The organism is Halomonas sp. MCCC 1A13316, from assembly GCF_014931605.1.
Taxonomy (GTDB): domain Bacteria; phylum Pseudomonadota; class Gammaproteobacteria; order Pseudomonadales; family Halomonadaceae; genus Halomonas.
Window position 1 is genome coordinate 2,052,415 of the sequence record NZ_CP053382.1, and the last position, 15,239, is coordinate 2,067,653.

The 15,239-nt window shown below is 64.2% G+C and carries 11 protein-coding genes; 6 read left to right on the top strand and 5 right to left on the bottom strand.

Annotated features, from left to right (window positions below; translation table 11 throughout):
- Window positions 1-158: 158 nt before the first annotated feature.
- Genes HNO52_RS09525 through HNO52_RS09535 form a run of 3 tightly spaced genes read right to left on the bottom strand, consistent with a single transcriptional unit; the run spans window position 159 to window position 3,776 of the window.
- Window positions 159-743: a PqiC family protein gene (locus HNO52_RS09525; RefSeq protein ID WP_197568891.1), complete on the bottom strand. Its 585-nt coding sequence runs from the start codon at window positions 741-743 to the stop codon at window positions 159-161.
- A 58-nt stretch (window positions 744-801) separates the two neighbouring features.
- Window positions 802-2,478 carry an intermembrane transport protein PqiB gene (pqiB, locus tag HNO52_RS09530; protein ID WP_197568892.1) on the bottom strand — a complete coding sequence of 559 codons (1,677 nt, stop codon included), beginning with the start codon at window positions 2,476-2,478 and terminating at the stop codon, window positions 802-804.
- On the bottom strand, window positions 2,475-3,776 hold the full coding sequence (locus tag HNO52_RS09535; RefSeq protein ID WP_197568893.1) for a paraquat-inducible protein A: 1,302 nt from the start codon (window positions 3,774-3,776) through the stop codon (window positions 2,475-2,477). The genes pqiB and HNO52_RS09535 overlap by 4 nt, the downstream gene beginning before the upstream one ends.
- A 192-nt stretch (window positions 3,777-3,968) precedes the next feature.
- On the opposite strand from HNO52_RS09535, the gene HNO52_RS09540 reads away from it, so the two are divergent.
- The 6 genes from HNO52_RS09540 to HNO52_RS09565 all read left to right on the top strand — a co-directional run bounded on the left by HNO52_RS09540 (window position 3,969) and on the right by HNO52_RS09565 (window position 12,152).
- Window positions 3,969-4,955: a calcium/sodium antiporter gene (locus HNO52_RS09540; RefSeq protein WP_197568894.1), complete on the top strand. Its 987-nt coding sequence runs from the start codon at window positions 3,969-3,971 to the stop codon at window positions 4,953-4,955.
- Between the two features lie 327 nt (window positions 4,956-5,282).
- On the top strand, window positions 5,283-6,695 hold the full coding sequence (locus HNO52_RS09545; RefSeq protein WP_197568895.1) for a cytochrome ubiquinol oxidase subunit I: 1,413 nt from the start codon (window positions 5,283-5,285) through the stop codon (window positions 6,693-6,695).
- Between the two features lie 2 nt (window positions 6,696-6,697).
- Entirely contained in the window at window positions 6,698-7,708 is a 1,011-nt protein-coding gene (gene cydB / locus HNO52_RS09550) for a cytochrome d ubiquinol oxidase subunit II (protein WP_197568896.1), read from the top strand.
- 4 nt (window positions 7,709-7,712) lie between these two features.
- Window positions 7,713-9,377, top strand: a complete 1,665-nt coding sequence (cydD, locus tag HNO52_RS09555; protein WP_197568897.1) for a thiol reductant ABC exporter subunit CydD — start codon at window positions 7,713-7,715, stop codon at window positions 9,375-9,377.
- Entirely contained in the window at window positions 9,374-11,131 is a 1,758-nt protein-coding gene (gene cydC / locus HNO52_RS09560) for a thiol reductant ABC exporter subunit CydC (protein ID WP_232090690.1), read from the top strand. Before cydD ends, cydC begins: the two co-directional genes overlap by 4 nt.
- Before the next feature lie 25 nt (window positions 11,132-11,156).
- Window positions 11,157-12,152, top strand: a complete 996-nt coding sequence (locus HNO52_RS09565; RefSeq protein WP_197568898.1) for an adenosine deaminase — start codon at window positions 11,157-11,159, stop codon at window positions 12,150-12,152.
- 90 nt (window positions 12,153-12,242) lie between these two features.
- Here HNO52_RS09565 and HNO52_RS09570 read toward each other — a convergent pair whose 3' ends face one another.
- Both HNO52_RS09570 and guaD read right to left on the bottom strand, forming a co-directional pair.
- Window positions 12,243-13,619: an NCS2 family permease gene (locus HNO52_RS09570; RefSeq protein WP_197568899.1), complete on the bottom strand. Its 1,377-nt coding sequence runs from the start codon at window positions 13,617-13,619 to the stop codon at window positions 12,243-12,245.
- Window positions 13,620-13,883: 264 nt separating this feature from the next.
- Window positions 13,884-15,197 carry a guanine deaminase gene (gene guaD, locus HNO52_RS09575; protein WP_197568900.1) on the bottom strand — a complete coding sequence of 438 codons (1,314 nt, stop codon included), beginning with the start codon at window positions 15,195-15,197 and terminating at the stop codon, window positions 13,884-13,886.
- Window positions 15,198-15,239: the final 42 nt, after the last annotated feature.

Consider the following 15,239-nt stretch of genomic DNA (forward strand, 5'->3'; position numbering starts at 1 on the left):
CGCAGATACGTCCTGGCCTTGTCGTGTGCGGCATGCACATGACCAGTCCCGGGCCAAGACGTGAGAAATTCGGTTCAGGGGCGCGGCAGGAGGGACCACGAATCGCCGCGAGCCGTCATTATGCCACACTAACGTCGAATATGCAGCAGTGGCATGGCTCAGCGCGCCCGCATGATGCCCTCGGCGATCTCCTCGGCGACTCGGTCCCAGCTGCTGCCCAGCGCTCTTACCAAGGCAGGGTAGCCGTCGTCGTCGAGCTGCGTCTCGGTGTGGAAGCGCTGCATGGCCAAAAGGCGGCCGTCCGGTGCCAATAGCTGCCATCGGCCGCTGGCGATGGCCAAGCCGTCGTGGCGGCCATGGAAGCGGTCGACTTCTAGCCGCAAACGCTGTGCCTCGCTGCGCCCGAGACTGGATTCGTCGCGCATGATACGCGTATCGGGCAGCCGTTCTGCGAGGCGTTCTCGCAGACCACGTTCCAACTGTCGCGCCAATGGCTCTGCCCAGAGGTGGTTGCGTGCAGCGTTGAGCGTGATGTCGTCGAGCTGCAGCACGATGCCGTCTTCGTCCAGGTAATGCGACAGGCGTAGAGGCTGGACTATCAGCAGGTGCTCCCCAGAGTGGCTGCGGTCCGATAGCGACGTCACGCTGTCCGGCAGTATGTAGCGGTTGGCCGGTGTGGTTGACGATGCGCAGCCGGCAAGCAGCATGTTCGCCACCAGAACAAGCCAGGTCATTCCTTTCATGCAGCACTCCCTTTCAGCGAGATGCCTTCAGCATAGCGTTTCATCGGTAACGACCCCATCAATTGCCCTGCGGTGCCCGGGGGACTGGATCCTCGGCGTCTAGGCTATCGAACAGCAGCGCCCTGGGGTTCTCGTTGAGCGTGCGTGTGACCGGCTGCAGGTCGCGCATCAGGCGCTCCAGTCGCTCGGCGGTGGAGGTCAGCTCGCGATAGGCGCTGGAGTCCGGCGACAGGCCCTCCAGAGTCTCCTGCAGCGCCTCGAGCGAGGCGTTGAGATTGGCCGGCAGGTTGCGTGTGCCAGGGTCGTCGAGCATGCCTTGCAGCGAGGCAGTGAGTTCGCGCACTTCGCTCAGCATGGCTTCGGAGGTGGACAGATTGCGGTCCAGGCTGGCGAGCAGCGGTTCGACCTCAAGCGCGTTGAGCTTTTCCAGCAGGGCGGTGACCTGGGCCTCGATCTGGGCGAAGCCGGTCGATGTGGTGGGGAATACGGTGTGCTCGCTGAAGGTTTCCTCCCGGTAATCCTCGGCTTCTTCACGATAGAAGTTGATGTCGACGAACATCGAGCCGGTGAGCAGGTTGCCTGACTTGAGCGAGGCGCGCAGGCCCACGCCGAACAGCCGCTTGAAGCGTTCGTCCCACTCTTCGAGGTCGACCAGCTGGTTCTCGATGCCGAGACGTTGCGGCTCGATTCTGATCAGTACCGGGATGGCGAAGCCGTTGCGCGTCTCCGGTTGCTCGGCGGTGAACTGCCAGGGTACCGCAGCCACGGTGCCGATGCGTACGCCACGGAATTCCACCGGAGCCCCACGCGACAGGCCACGAACACTGTCTTCCACCAGCAGCACGTATTCCAGATAGCGATTGAAGGTGCCCTGGCGGGCGCTCTCCTCGTCGGGGTACAGCGTGAAGGTGGTTTCGTTCTCCACCGGACCACCTTTCGGCAGATCTTCGGGAACGCCGAAGGTGACACCTCCGCCGAGCAGGGCTTCGAGGGACTCCACGTTGACGCGAATGCCATCCGCGTCGAGGCGCAGGTCGATGCCGCTGGCCGACCAGAAGCGCGTGCTGTCGGTGACCAGGCGATCATAGGGGCTCTCGATGAAGATGCGCTGGCTCATGCGCCGGGAGTCGGCGTCGAACTTGGCTTCCTCCACGCGACCCACGGTATAGCCCTGGTAGGTCACGGGGTCGCCGGCGCGCAGCGAATTGCCGAGCTGGCTGACCAGGTTGATACGTAGCCCGGCGGCGTCGGCTGGCGCCACGGGAGGGATGTCGCTGACTTCGAACTCGCGCACGCCTGGCTCGCCGCTGCCCGGCTGGAGCTGTATGTAGGCGCCCGAGAGCACGGTGCCGAGTCCGCTGATGCCCTCGCGGCCGATGCGCGGCTTGACCACCCAGAAGCGGCTGCCTTGGGTCAGCATGGCTTCGGTATCGGGGGACATTCGCGCGGTGATCACGGTATGCGACAGATCGTCGGAGAGCTGCACGCGCTCGACCCGGCCTACCTCGACGTTGCGGGTCTTGATCAGGGTGCTGCCGGCCTCGATGCCTTCCGCATTGCTCATTGTCAGGGTGATCTGCGGGCCACGGCTACTGTAGTTGTCGTAGACCAGCCACAGCCCGATCAGCATGGCCACGATCGGCACGATCCAGATCGGCGACAGGCGCCGTTGCGGCGTGGCTTTGGCCCGATGCATGTCGCGGGCGGCCTCGTTGTCGCGAGGAGTGTCGCTCATCCAATGGTTCCTTGCGTTTCATGGCGTTCACGTGGCAGGGGCGTGTCCCAGATCAATCGAGGATCGAAGGTCATGGCGGCCAGCATGGTCAGTACCACCACGGTAGCGAATGCCAGGGCAGCGGGGCCGGGGGTAATCGACATCAGCGAGCCGGCGCGAATCAGCGCCACCAGGATGGCGACCACGAAGACGTCGACCATCGACCAGCGGCCGATGAATTCGGTCAGGCGGTAAAGCCGCGTGCGGTTGGTGGCGTTGAGTTCATTGCTGCGCTTGACCACCAGGCAGAGCCAGGCTAGCGCACCCAGCTTGCCCACCGGGACGAGGACGCTGGCCATGAAGATCACCGCGGCAACCGGCCAGGAGCCCATCTGGATCAGCTCCACTACGCCGCCAATGATGGTGGAAGGATCGCTATGACCGAGGCTGGTGGTGGTCATGATGGGGTAGACGTTGGCCGGGATATACATGAGTGTCGAAGCGGCAAGCAGCGCCCAGGTGCGCTGCAGGCTATGCGGCAAGCGTGCGTGCAGCCGTTCGCCACAGCGCTGGCAATACCCTCGCCCGCTTGCCTCCAGGCGATTGACCAGCCCGCAGGTGGGGCAGCCGGTCAGGCCCTGGCCAGCGGCTGTCGTTCCGGTACGGGCGCCCTCGGGCGCGAGCGGTTCGCCAGCCAGCGAAAACCACATCCAGTCCGAGTCGATGGACTGGGTAGTGGACAGCAGCAGCAGCGCAAAGGCGCAGAAGGCCCAGAACGAGAGGCCAAGCTCTATTTGCGCCAGGTCCGCTACCTTGATCAGGCTGACCAGCGCGCCAATGATGAAGACGTCGGCCATCATCCATGGGTGGAGATGGGTCAATGTGCGGGCAATACCGCGGCTGCCCGGCAGTGGCTCATTCTGCAGCAGGCCCAGTTGCAGCCACATCACGCCGAGCAGATAGATACCGGGCAGCACGGCAATGGTCATGATCACGGCAATCGCCACCAGCGGCTGGTCGAAGCCGATCAGTGTGGTTGCCGTTTGCGTCAGCTCTATGCGGTTGCCGACACCGCTGGTGCTGAAGCTGACGAAAGGAAAGGAGATCGCCAGCAGCAGCGCGACCATGGACGCCATGGCCAGCGCCATGCTGCGCTGCGCAGGGTGATAGTGGCGTGTTGCCAGGACATGCCCACAGCGGGGGCAGTCCGCACTCTGGCCCGGCCGCAGCGGCGGCAATGCCACGAGCCAGTCGCACTCATGGCAGGCACGCAGACGTCGGCGTGAGGTGCGTGCCTCGGGCGGGACCTGATCGACCATGGGAGCGGTCGGGACGAACGATGGGCGCTGAAACCTGTAGGGCACTGACGAGTCGACTCGATGGCTAATGGAGCGAGGCTGCCCCGCTCTGAAATCGGAAAGCCGTGTCGGCTATATCCAAAGTGTGGCATGTTGACGCCGCGCGTACCATATACAAACATTCGGCCCTGAATGTTCCTTGAGGAGACGACATTGTTACTTCCCCTATTGGCCGTGGTGGCCGGTCTTGTGCTGCTGGTCTGGAGTGCTGAACGTTTCGTCGACGGAGCGGCGTCGACATCCCGACGCCTGGGCGTGTCACCGCTTCTGGTCGGCATGCTGGTGATTGGCTTCGGCACCTCCGCGCCCGAGCTGATGGTTTCCTCGTTGGCGGCGGGGCAGGGCAATCCGGGGCTGGCGCTGGGCAATGGCTACGGCTCCAACATTGCCAACATCGGCTTGATCCTGGGGCTCATGGCGGTCATCTCGCCGCTGGCGGTGCACTCCAGCGTGATTCGGCGTGAACTGCCGATTCTGGTGGCGGTGACGTTCCTGTCGGCGCTGCTGATGTGGGGCGGGTTGATCACTCGTCTCGAAGGCACTCTGCTGCTCGTGCTGTTGGCGGCCATGATCGGCTTCAGTATCTGGCATGCCCGCCACAGCGGCCCCGACCCGCTTGCCGACGAGACCGAGGAGAGCCTGCAGGCGCATCCCATGACGCTGAAAAGCGGCGTGATCTGGACTATCGTCGGGCTGCTGCTGCTGGTGCTGAGTTCGCGCGTGCTGGTGTGGGGGGCGGTGGAGATCGCCGTGGGTTTCGGGGTCAGTGATCTGATCATCGGGTTGACCATCGTCGCCATCGGCACCTCGCTGCCGGAGCTGGCGTCGTCCTTCAGCGCCCTGCGCAAGGGCGAGCACGATCTGGTGGTGGGCAACGTGGTCGGTTCCAACCTGTTCAACACCTTGGGGGTAGTGGGGTTGGCTGCGGTCATTCATCCCATCGAGGCCGGGTCCGAAGTCCTGATGCGGGACTGGACGCTGATGACAGTGATGACGCTGCTGATGACGGTCTTCGCCATTGGCTGGAAGGGGCGTCCGGGGCGCATCAATCGCCTCGAGGGGGGAATGCTGCTGACACTGTTCATCGGCTATACCGTGTTCATGGTGCATTTGGTTTTGCGCAGTGCCGGCGCGCTCTGAAGAGTGGATAGCGACTACCTTGCTGCGACATCCCGACACAGCAGGAAACAGGGACCCGATGTCAGCGCTCTAGTAGGCTTGGTGAGTAAGCACAGTATGCAGTGACGAGTTTTGATTCACGTCAGTGTCATGCCATGTAGGGTTTTGTAAGTATCGGCACCCTGCATGGCTGCCTGTTCTAGGCTCTTGAAAAAAACCAGCCGAGTGTCGAGGTGAAATGCGTCACGGACATGTCCAGGAAGGACGTGGTCGGAAGCACAAGAACAGCACCCCGTGTGCTTTCGCATCCCTTGAGACGTTGACTCTTTCGCAGCCAAGAGGTACGTCATGGAGCTTGATCCCGTATTGCTGTCGCGATTGCAATTCGCTTTCGTCGTGTCCTTCCATGCCATCTTCCCGGTCTTCACTATCGGACTGGCCTCCTATATCGCCGTGTTGCATGGGCTTTTCTACAAGACCCAGAACCCGGCATGGGATCGCCTGGCGCTGCTGTGGACCAAGGTCTTTGCCGTCGCTTTCGGCATGGGGGTGGTATCAGGCATCGTGATGTCCTTCCAGTTCGGCACCAACTGGAGCAACTTCTCCCAGGCGAGTGCCAACTTCATCGGGCCGCTGCTGAGCTACGAGGTAGTCACCGCCTTCTTCCTCGAGGCCGCCTTCCTCGGCGTACTGCTGTTCGGCCGCGGCCGTGTGGCTCAGGGCGTGCATCTGTTCGCCGCCATCATGGTCGCACTGGGTACCTTCATCTCCACCTTCTGGATCCTGGCCGCCAATAGCTGGATGCACACCCCGGCCGGAGTCGAGCTGGTTGAGGGCACCTTCCGGGTCACGTCGTGGACCGAGGCGATCTTCAATCCCTCGTTTCCTTTCCGACTGGCGCACATGGCGGTGGCGTCGTTCATCACGGGCGGTTTCGTGGTCGCCGGGGTGAGTGCCTGGTACCTGCTGATCGGCCGCGACGTGGAGGCTAACCGCAAGGCGCTTTCGATGTGCCTGTGGATGCTGCTGGTGCTGACACCGACTCAGGCGCTGGTGGGCGACTTCCATGGCCTCAATACCTTCGAGCATCAGCCGGTCAAGCTCTCCGCCATGGAGGGACACTGGGAAACTCGGCGCGCCGCGCCGTTCCTGCTCTTCGCCGTGCCGGACCAGGAGGCGCAGGAGAACCGCTTCGAAATCAGCATTCCCTATGCGGCGAGCCTGATCCTGACGCATGACCCGAACGGCGTGGTGCCGGGGGTGAACGAGGCTCCCCGGGAGGAACAGCCGCCGGTCGCGATCGTGTTCTGGTCGTTTCGCGTGATGGTCGGCCTCGGCCTGCTGATGATCGCGGTTTCGCTGCTGGGACTGTACCTGCGTCGCGGCGGTCGGGTCTACCGTTCGCGCCCCTATCTGCAGACGCTGCGACTGATGTCCGTCACGCCTTTCGCTGCCGTACTTGCCGGCTGGATCACCACCGAGTCGGGGCGGGCGCCGTGGCTGGTCTATGGCATGATGACGCATGCCGAGGGCGTCACGCCTTCGCTGACCGGTGGCATGGCGCTTTTCACCCTGCTCGGCTACATGGCGGTCTACGGGGTGGTCTTCTATGCCGGTACCTACTACCTGACGCGGGTCATCCGCTACGGCATGCTGGAGAAGGGCGAGGAGGAGATGATCGACGACTTCGAGACCCCGAAACGACCTTGGTCGGCGACCCACACCCCGTTCGACGACGAGCCGTCCAAGGAGGGAGCTTGATCATGGAAATGTTCGACCTGTCGCTGATCTGGGCGCTCATCATCGGCTTCGCCATCATGATGTACGTGCTGATGGATGGCTTCGATCTAGGGCTCGGTATCCTCTTTCCATTTGCACCGGATGAAGACGCGCGAGACGTGATGATGAACTCCGTCGCGCCGGTGTGGGATGGCAACGAAACCTGGCTGGTACTCGGTGGGGCCGGGCTGCTGGCGGCCTTCCCGCTGGTTTATTCGGTGTTCCTGCCGGCGCTCTATATCGGCGTGTTCCTGATGCTGGCGGGGTTGGTGTTTCGCGGCGTGGCCTTCGAGCTGCGCTTCAAGTCGCGCCGCGGCCTGCGCGGTCGGTGGCTGTGGAATCTCGCTTTCAGCGGCGGCTCGGCCGTGGCGGCTTTCGCCCAAGGGGCCGTGGTGGGCACCTACATACAGGGCTTCGCTACCGAGAACAGGGTCTACGTGGGCGGTCCGTTCGACTGGCTGACGCCGTTCACCGTGCTGACCGGTATCGGCATCATGATCGGCTATGCGCTGCTCGGTACCACCTGGCTGATCCTCAAGTCGGAGGGGTATATCCAGCAGTGGGCCTTCCGCCTGACCACGCCGCTGCTGCTGGCCGTGCTGGTGATCTTCGGCATCATCAGTTTCTGGACGCCGCTGGTGAATGAGATGGTCTGGGAGCGCTGGTTCGGTCACCTCCACGTGATCTGGCTACTGCCGGCACTGACCCTGCTGTGCATGTTCACGGTGTATTGGGCGTCACGTCGCGGTCACGAGGTGCTGCCGTTCATCGCCACGCTGGGCATCTTCCTGTTCACCTACCTGGGCCTGGTGGTCAGCAAATGGCCCTGGATCGTGCCGCCCAACTACACCATCTGGGATGCCGCTTCGGCGCCCGAATCGCAGCTCTTCCTGCTGATCGGCGTGCTCTTCGTGCTGCCTTTCGTGCTGTTCTATACCTTCTGGTCCTATTGGATATTCCGCGGCAAGGTGCGTGTCGGCGAAGGCTACCATTGAGCCCATGACGCGCGACGCCGGCAGGGAAGCTTCACCGAAAAGCTGGCTGGCGGCTCATGCCGCCGGACAGCGTCGCTGGCTGGGCCTGGCGGCCACCGCCGGTTTCCTCGTCGGCCTGCTGACGGTCGTGCAGATGGTGCTGCTGGCTTTGATCGTCAGCCGCCTGCTGATCGATGGCACCTCGCTGGCTGCGCTGAGCTGGGCCTTTCTCTCTCTGGTAGCCGTACTGATCGCGAGGGCGCTGTGTCAGTGGGGGCAAGAGGTAGCCGGCCAGGAGGCGAGCCTGCGCATTCGTCACTCGGTGCGTGGCGAGTTGCTGGGCCATCTTGCCGCGATGGGGCCGGTGAGAGCGGGGGCTCGTCATTCGGGCGCGCTGGCCAATCAGCTGGTCGAGCAAGTCGAGGCGCTCGACGGCTACTTCGCCCGCTTCCTGCCGCAGCTGCGCCTGAGCCTGGCCATCCCTTTGCTGATTCTCGTCGTCGTGATGTGGCTCGATTGGCTGGCCGCGCTGTTTCTGCTGCTGGCCGCGCCCTTGATCCCGCTGTTCATGGCGCTGGTGGGCATGGGCGCCGAGCGGCTCAATCGCGAACAGTTTGCCGCCGTCAGCCGTCTTTCAGGGCATTTCCTCGACCGTATACGCGGTATCGCCACGCTGCAGCTCTTCCATCGCACCCGCGAAGCCGGCGTGGAGGTTCATGAGGCGGCGGACCGCTATCGGCGCCTGAGCATGCGCACGCTGCGGTTGGCCTTTCTCTCCTCGGCGGTACTCGAGTTCTTCGCTTCGGTGGCGATCGCCGTGGTCGCGATCTATGTGGGCTTCGGCCTGCTGGGATACATCGACTTCGGCCCCGCGGAGGAGCTGTCGCTGTTCAGCGGCCTGCTGGTGCTGCTGCTGGCGCCGGAATTCTTCCAGCCGCTGCGAACCCTGGCGCAGCACTACCATGACCGTGCGGCTGCCCTGGGTGCCGCCGATGGCATGCTGGCGCTGCTTGGCGAGCCGGTACGAGCGCCGGCCGACGCTACGGTGCCGCCGTCCTCTGCGGATCGGCTGGTCGTAATGGATGACGCAACGCTGGCCCATCCCGGGCGCGGTCGGGTGCTGGGGCCACTCACTCTCGAGGTGACCGCCGGCGAGACGCTGGTCGTCAGCGGACCCTCCGGGGCCGGCAAGTCGGCGCTGCTGCAACTCCTGGCGGGCTTCGTAACGCCCGACGAGGGTGAGCGGCGCATTCAGCCGGGACTGAAGATCGCCTGGATGGATCAGCGCCCGGTGCTGATCCACGGCAGTCTGGCCGACAACCTTCGCCTGGCCGCCCCCGAGGCGAGCGAAGCCGATATGCAGAGGGCACTCGAGCGTGCCGGGCTGGCCGAACTGGTCGCCACGCTTCCGCTAGGGATCGATACCCGACTGGGAGAGCGGGGTGCGGGACTGTCGGGAGGTCAGGCACAGCGCCTTGCACTGGCTCGCGTCTTTCTCTCTGATGCCGATCTGGTGCTGCTCGACGAGCCCACCGCGAGCCTCGACGAAACGAGCGAAGCACGGGTCATCGAATCGCTGCAAAGCTTGATCGAGGAAGGCAGGACTTTGATCATCGCCACCCATCACCCGGCGCTGATGGCAATGGCCAGCCGGCGGTTGGCGCTCGCCGAAGGTCGCTTCCAGCCATGAGCAACCGCCAGTACGAGCCCATGCGTGACGAATCGCTGCGGGTAACGCTGGCTCCCTGGCTGCGGCTGCTTGGGCGCCGCCCGCGGCGGCTCGCCATCGGTGTGCTGCTGCTGATGCTGACGGTGTTTTCGGCCGTTGGCCTGCTGGCGCTGTCGGGCTGGTTCATTACCGCTAGTGCTCTGGCCGGGCTGGCCCTGGCTGCGGGCCTCGCTGCCAGCCTCGACGTATACGTGCCCGGCGGGGGGATCCGGTTCTTTGCCCTCAGCCGCACCGTGGCGCGTTACCTGGAGCGGCTCTACAACCACGACACCGTGCTGCGCCTGCTCGCCGACCTGCGTGGTCGCATGTTCTCCGCCATGGCCGGGCTCGATGACTGCAGTCTGGCGCGGCAACGCGCAAGCGACTGGCTCAATCGCATGACCGCCGACATCGATACCCTCGATAGCCTCTACCTGCGTCTGCTGGCACCGCCGGCGGTGGCGCTGGCGGCGGTACTGCTGGTCTCGGCCTTTCTGGCGCTGTGGGTCCCGGCGGTGGGGCTAGCACTGGCCGCGCTGCTGCTGCCTGCCTGGGTATGGCTGACCGCTGGGCAGGCGTGGCTGGGAATGGCCGCGAGCCGACGCCAGGTGGGGCATCTCCAGCGCTTGCGCAGCCAGGCGATCGAGCATCTGGGAGGGCTTGCCGAACTCGAGGCCTACGGCAGCCGGGCCTGGCATCGACGCGGATTCGGCAAGCTGGAGGAGGCGCTGCGGCGTGACCAGCGCCGCACCGGCAGGTTGGCAGGCTTCGGCTCCGCCCTGGTGAATCTGGTGGTGGGGCTGGGCATGGTGATGGCGCTGTGGCTGGCCGCGATGGCCTGGCAGCAGGACGCGATCAGCGGTGCCGTCATGGTCATTATGCCGCTGGCAGTACTCGCCATTGGCGAAGCGCTGGGCTTGTTGCCTACGGCCTTCGCTCAACTGGGGGCGACCCGAGGCGCGGCCGAGCGGCTCAACGCGGTAGAGCGGGCAAGTGAGAGGGTGTCCGATTCGGGCAGCGTGGCTCTTCCCTGCGGCGCCTTGTCCGTCGGGCTGAAAGCCGTCGACCTGCATTATCCCGATGCGCTCACGCCCGCGCTGCGAGATATCGAGTTGGAGCTAGTGCCTGGCGAGAGGCTGGCGCTGACCGGTGCTTCCGGTGCCGGCAAGAGCAGCGTGGCGGCGCTGCTGACCCGCCGCCTACCACCCAGCCGAGGGGAGATAACCCTTGGCGGCGTGCCGCTGAAAAGAGTCAACGAGCAGTCGTTGCGCGAACGCGTGGCGATATTGGGGCAGCGCATCGACCTGTTCCAGGACAGCCTGGCGGCCAACCTGCGACTGGCAGCGCCGGGTGCCAGCGAATCCCGGTTGTGGCAGGCCCTGGAGTGGGTCGACTTGGCGGAGTGGGCCGGCAGCCTGCCGCACGGGCTTGCCACGATGGTGGGTGAGGGAGGACGAGCGCTCTCCGGTGGGCAGGCACGACGCCTGGCCCTGGCGCGGCTGTGGCTGCGAGACCCGGGGTTGGTTATTCTCGATGAACCCTTTGCCGGCCTGGACGCGGCAACCGTATCCCGGCTCTTGCCGCGGCTGGATGGTTGGCTCAGGGGGCGCAGCGTTCTCTACCTGGTGCATCAACTCGATGGTGGGGCATTCGAACCGCCAGGCATCACCCGGGAATGGCGTCTCGAGCAGGGAGAATTGACCGTTTGCGCAAAATCCTTCTATCCATCAGGATAAGGGCATAAAGGTGATGAGGTGTAACATGCGCGACTTCCTGAAGCGACTGCCAAAGGCCGAACTCCACTTGCATATCGAGGGCTCGCTGGAACCAGAGCTGATGTTTGCTCTGGCCAGACGCAACGGGGTCGAACTGCCCTTCGATTCTATCGAGGCGGTGCGTGCAGCCTATGATTTCCAGGACCTCCCTTCTTTCCTCGACCTCTATTATCAGGGCATGAGCGTTCTCAAGCGCACCGAGGATTTCCACGACCTGGCCATGGATTACTTCCGGCGTGCACATGCCGAAGGGGTGGTGCACGTTGAGATGCACTTCGACCCCCAGGCGCACCTGGCCCGTGGCATCGAGCTCGACGTCGTCATGGAAGGATTGAGCCTGGCCCGGCGCGAGGCCGAGCGCGAGCTGGGCATGTCCACGGCATTGATCATGGCCTTCCTGCGCGACCGACCCGCCGACGAGGCGATGAAGGTGTTGGAGAGCGCCGCCCCCTACTGGGAGATGCTCGACGCCGTGGGGCTCGACAGCGCCGAGCGAGGCCATCCGCCCTCCAAGTTCACGGACGTCTTCCAGCGCGCGAAAATGCTGGGCATTCCCCGGGTCGCTCATGCAGGGGAGGAGGGGCCGCCCGAATATATCCGCGAAGCCCTGGACCTACTCGATGTATGCCGAGTCGACCATGGCGTGCGCTGCCTTGAGGATCAAGAACTGGTCGCCCGGCTGCGCGACGAAGGCGTGGTGCTTACCGTCTGCCCGCTATCCAACGTGCGCCTGAAGGTGGTGGAAAATATGCAGGAGCACCCCTTGCCCCAACTGCTCGATGCGGGGCTCCGGCTGACGCTCAATTCGGACGACCCGGCCTACTTCGGTGGCGGCATGCTGGACAACTTCGTGGCCTGCCATGAGGCTTTCGGCTGGTCGCGCGAGACCTTCATCCAACTCGCCGGTACCGCCATCGAGTCCGCCTTCATGAGCGACGTGCGTCGACTCGAACTGCATCGGCAGCTGGCTGCCAGCGCCTGAGGCAGATACGAAAACCTCCGGGCTGGGCCGGAGGAAGGAAAAGTATATCGACAATAAGCGGGGCCGGCTGATATGCCGGCCCCGCTGGCTTCAGTGGGTGGTAACCAGCATTACCACGCTGAGGGCGGCCGATACCCACATGGCCGGCTTGATGTCGGAAATCTTGCCGGTGGCGAGCTTGATCAGCACGAAGCTGAGGAAGCCGAAGGCGATGCCCAGGGTGATCGAGTAGGTCAGCGGCATCAGAATGATCGCCAGGAACGCCGGGAAGGCCTGCTCGAAACGCGTCCAGTCGATCTTGCTGATCGGTGCCAGCATGAACAGCCCCACCAGCACGAGGGCCGGTGCCGTGGCGATACCCGGCACCAGCGACAGCAGCGGTGAGAGGAACAGGAACGGCAGGAACAGGAAGGCGATGGTCACCGCCACCAGGCCGGTGCGGCCGCCCTGGGCCACGCCGGCACCGGATTCGATGAAGGTCTGCGCGGCACTGGTGCCGAGCGGGGCGGCAATCATCGAGGCAAAGGCGTCCACGGTCATGGAGCGCTTGAGGTTGCGCGGGTTGCCGTTCTTGTCCTTGAGGTCCGCCGACTCCGAGAGCGCCATGAAGCACGACAGGGCATCGAAGAAGTTGGTGAACAGCATCACGAAGATGAACGGCAGGTAGGCGACCTTCAGCGCGCCCCAGATATCGACCTTCATCACGGCGCTGAAGTCCGGCCAGGCGGCCAGGCCGCTCCATTCCACCACGACATCGCCGCCCCACAGCCGTCCCATGGGCGTCGCCAGCAGCGTGGTCAGGGCGATGCCCAGGATCAGCGCACCGTTGAAGCGCATGATCACCATAATGGCGGTGGCCATCATGCCGATGAAGAAGGTGATCAGCGAAGCGTCCATGTTGCCGAGCGTGACCAGGGTGGCGTCGCTGCCGACGATGAAACCGGCGTTCTTGAAGCCGATGAAGGTGATGAACAGGCCGATGCCGCAGGTGATGGCATAGCGCAGCGAAGGCGGAATGGCCTCGATGATCGCCTCGCGCACGTTGAACATGGCCAGGGTGGCGAACATCACCCCCGACCAGAACACGCAGCCTAGCGCCACCTCCCACGACAGCCCGGCGCCCAGCACTAAGGTATAGGTGAACAGCGCGTTCATGCCCATACCCGGCGCCACCAGGATCGGGTTGCGGGCGTACAGGCCCATCGCCAGGCTGCTCATGAAGCTGATCAGTACCGTCGCCGAGAGAGCGGCGGAGAAGGGGATGCCGGCATCGGAGAGAATCGCCGGATTGACCACAATGATGTACATCGAGGCCAGGAAGGTGGCGATACCTGCCAGTATCTCTGTCTTGACGCTTGAGCCGCGCCGGCTCGCGCCGAAGTAGGTGTCCAGCCAGTTGCCTTGTCCCGAGGCCCTCGCGGTGGACTGGTCTTCTGCTCTATCGGCCAGGGAGGAGGTCGGTTCCATAGCTTATGTCCATTGTTGTTGGAGATGTCGTCGAAGAAGCGTCGCAGGTGAATCATGACGTATCTGACCGTTTGGTCAGGTGCGTTCGGATACAGCCTAGACGTTATTTGACCGATTGGACAGGTGTGTTGCGACCAAGGTCTTACGCCGGCCGTTCAATTTTTCTTCCAAGTTCTTCCTGTCCCACCATGGATGCAATGCATAAGCACCATGGCCGCCTCGAAACGAGACGGCTTGGGTTCGAAAAGGTGCGGGGGCGGGCTGTCAGCGCCGGTGCTGGCAGCATCCGCTGGTCCAGGTTTCCAGTATGCTGCGGTCGTCGCCCAGCATCATCAGGGCGAACAGCCGCTCGCCGAGGGTTGTGCAACGGGCATGGCGGCGTGCCAGCAGCGGCGAGCCGTCGGGATCGATCACGACGAAGTCTGCCTCCATGCCGGGGGCGAAGCGGCCGATTTTTCCATTCAGCGATAGTGCCTTGGCGTTGCCCAAGGTGAGGCCGTAGAGGCCTTGCCAGGCGGTCAGCGGCTGGCCGCGCAACTGGCCCACCTGATAGGCGGCCTTGAGTGTGGCGAGGCCGGAGAGGTCGGTGCCGCCGCCCACATCGCTGGCGTAGGTGATGTTGAGGCCGACGTCTCGCGCCGCCAGGCGGTCGAACAGGCCGCTGCCGAGGAACATGTTGGAGCTGGGGCAGAAGGCCAGGTTGGCGCCGCGATCGGCGAGCCGTGTGCGCATGTCCTGGTCGAGGTGGATGCCGTGGGCAAAGGTGCTGCGCGGCCCGACCAGGCCGGACTGCTCGTAGACTTCGAGATAGTCGCGACTCTCGGGGAACAGCTCGGCGACCCAGTCGAGCTCGCCGGGGTTCTCGGAAAGGTGGGTCTGCAGCCACAGGCTCTCGTCGTTGCGCAGCAGGCCGCCGGTAGCGTCGAGCTGCTCGCGGGTGGAGGTCGGCGCGAAGCGCGGGGTCAGGCTGTAGCCGAGGCGGGCAGTACCGTGCCAATCACTGATGAGCAGTTCGGTGTCGCGAATACCGCCGTAGGTGTCGTCGCACAGCGCCTCGGGGGCATTGCGGTCCATCAGCACCTTGCCGGCCAGCATGCGCAAGTCGCGCTCGCAGCAGGCCGAAAAGAACGCTTCCACCGAGGTGGGGTGGCTGGAGCAGAACACCTGGGCGGTGGTGGTGCCGACCCGCAGCATCTCGTCGAGGAAGGCGTTGGAGATGACATCAGCGCGTTCGCGCTGGGCGAAACTGCACTCCTCGGGGAAGGTGTACTCGTTCAGCCAGTCGAGCAGCTGACGCCCGTAGGAGGCCATGATCTCCAGTTGCACGTAGTGCACGTGGCTGTCGATGAAGCCGGGCATCACCAGCTTGCCGCGATGATCCACCGTCTCGATGCCCTCGGGCAGTCGCGGTGCCATCGTCGCGTAGTCGTCGATGGCCTTGATGCGGCCGTTCTCCAGCCACAGCGCGCCGTCGGCGTAGTGACGCATGCTGCCTTCGGCGGGCTTGTCGCCCTCGCCGGGGTCGGCATCGAAGCTCAGCAGTTCGGCGCGTATTACGCGGGAGTCGTTGTTCGTCATGTTGGGGGCTCTAGCCAGTGTCGTGGTACAGGTTATTTGTCG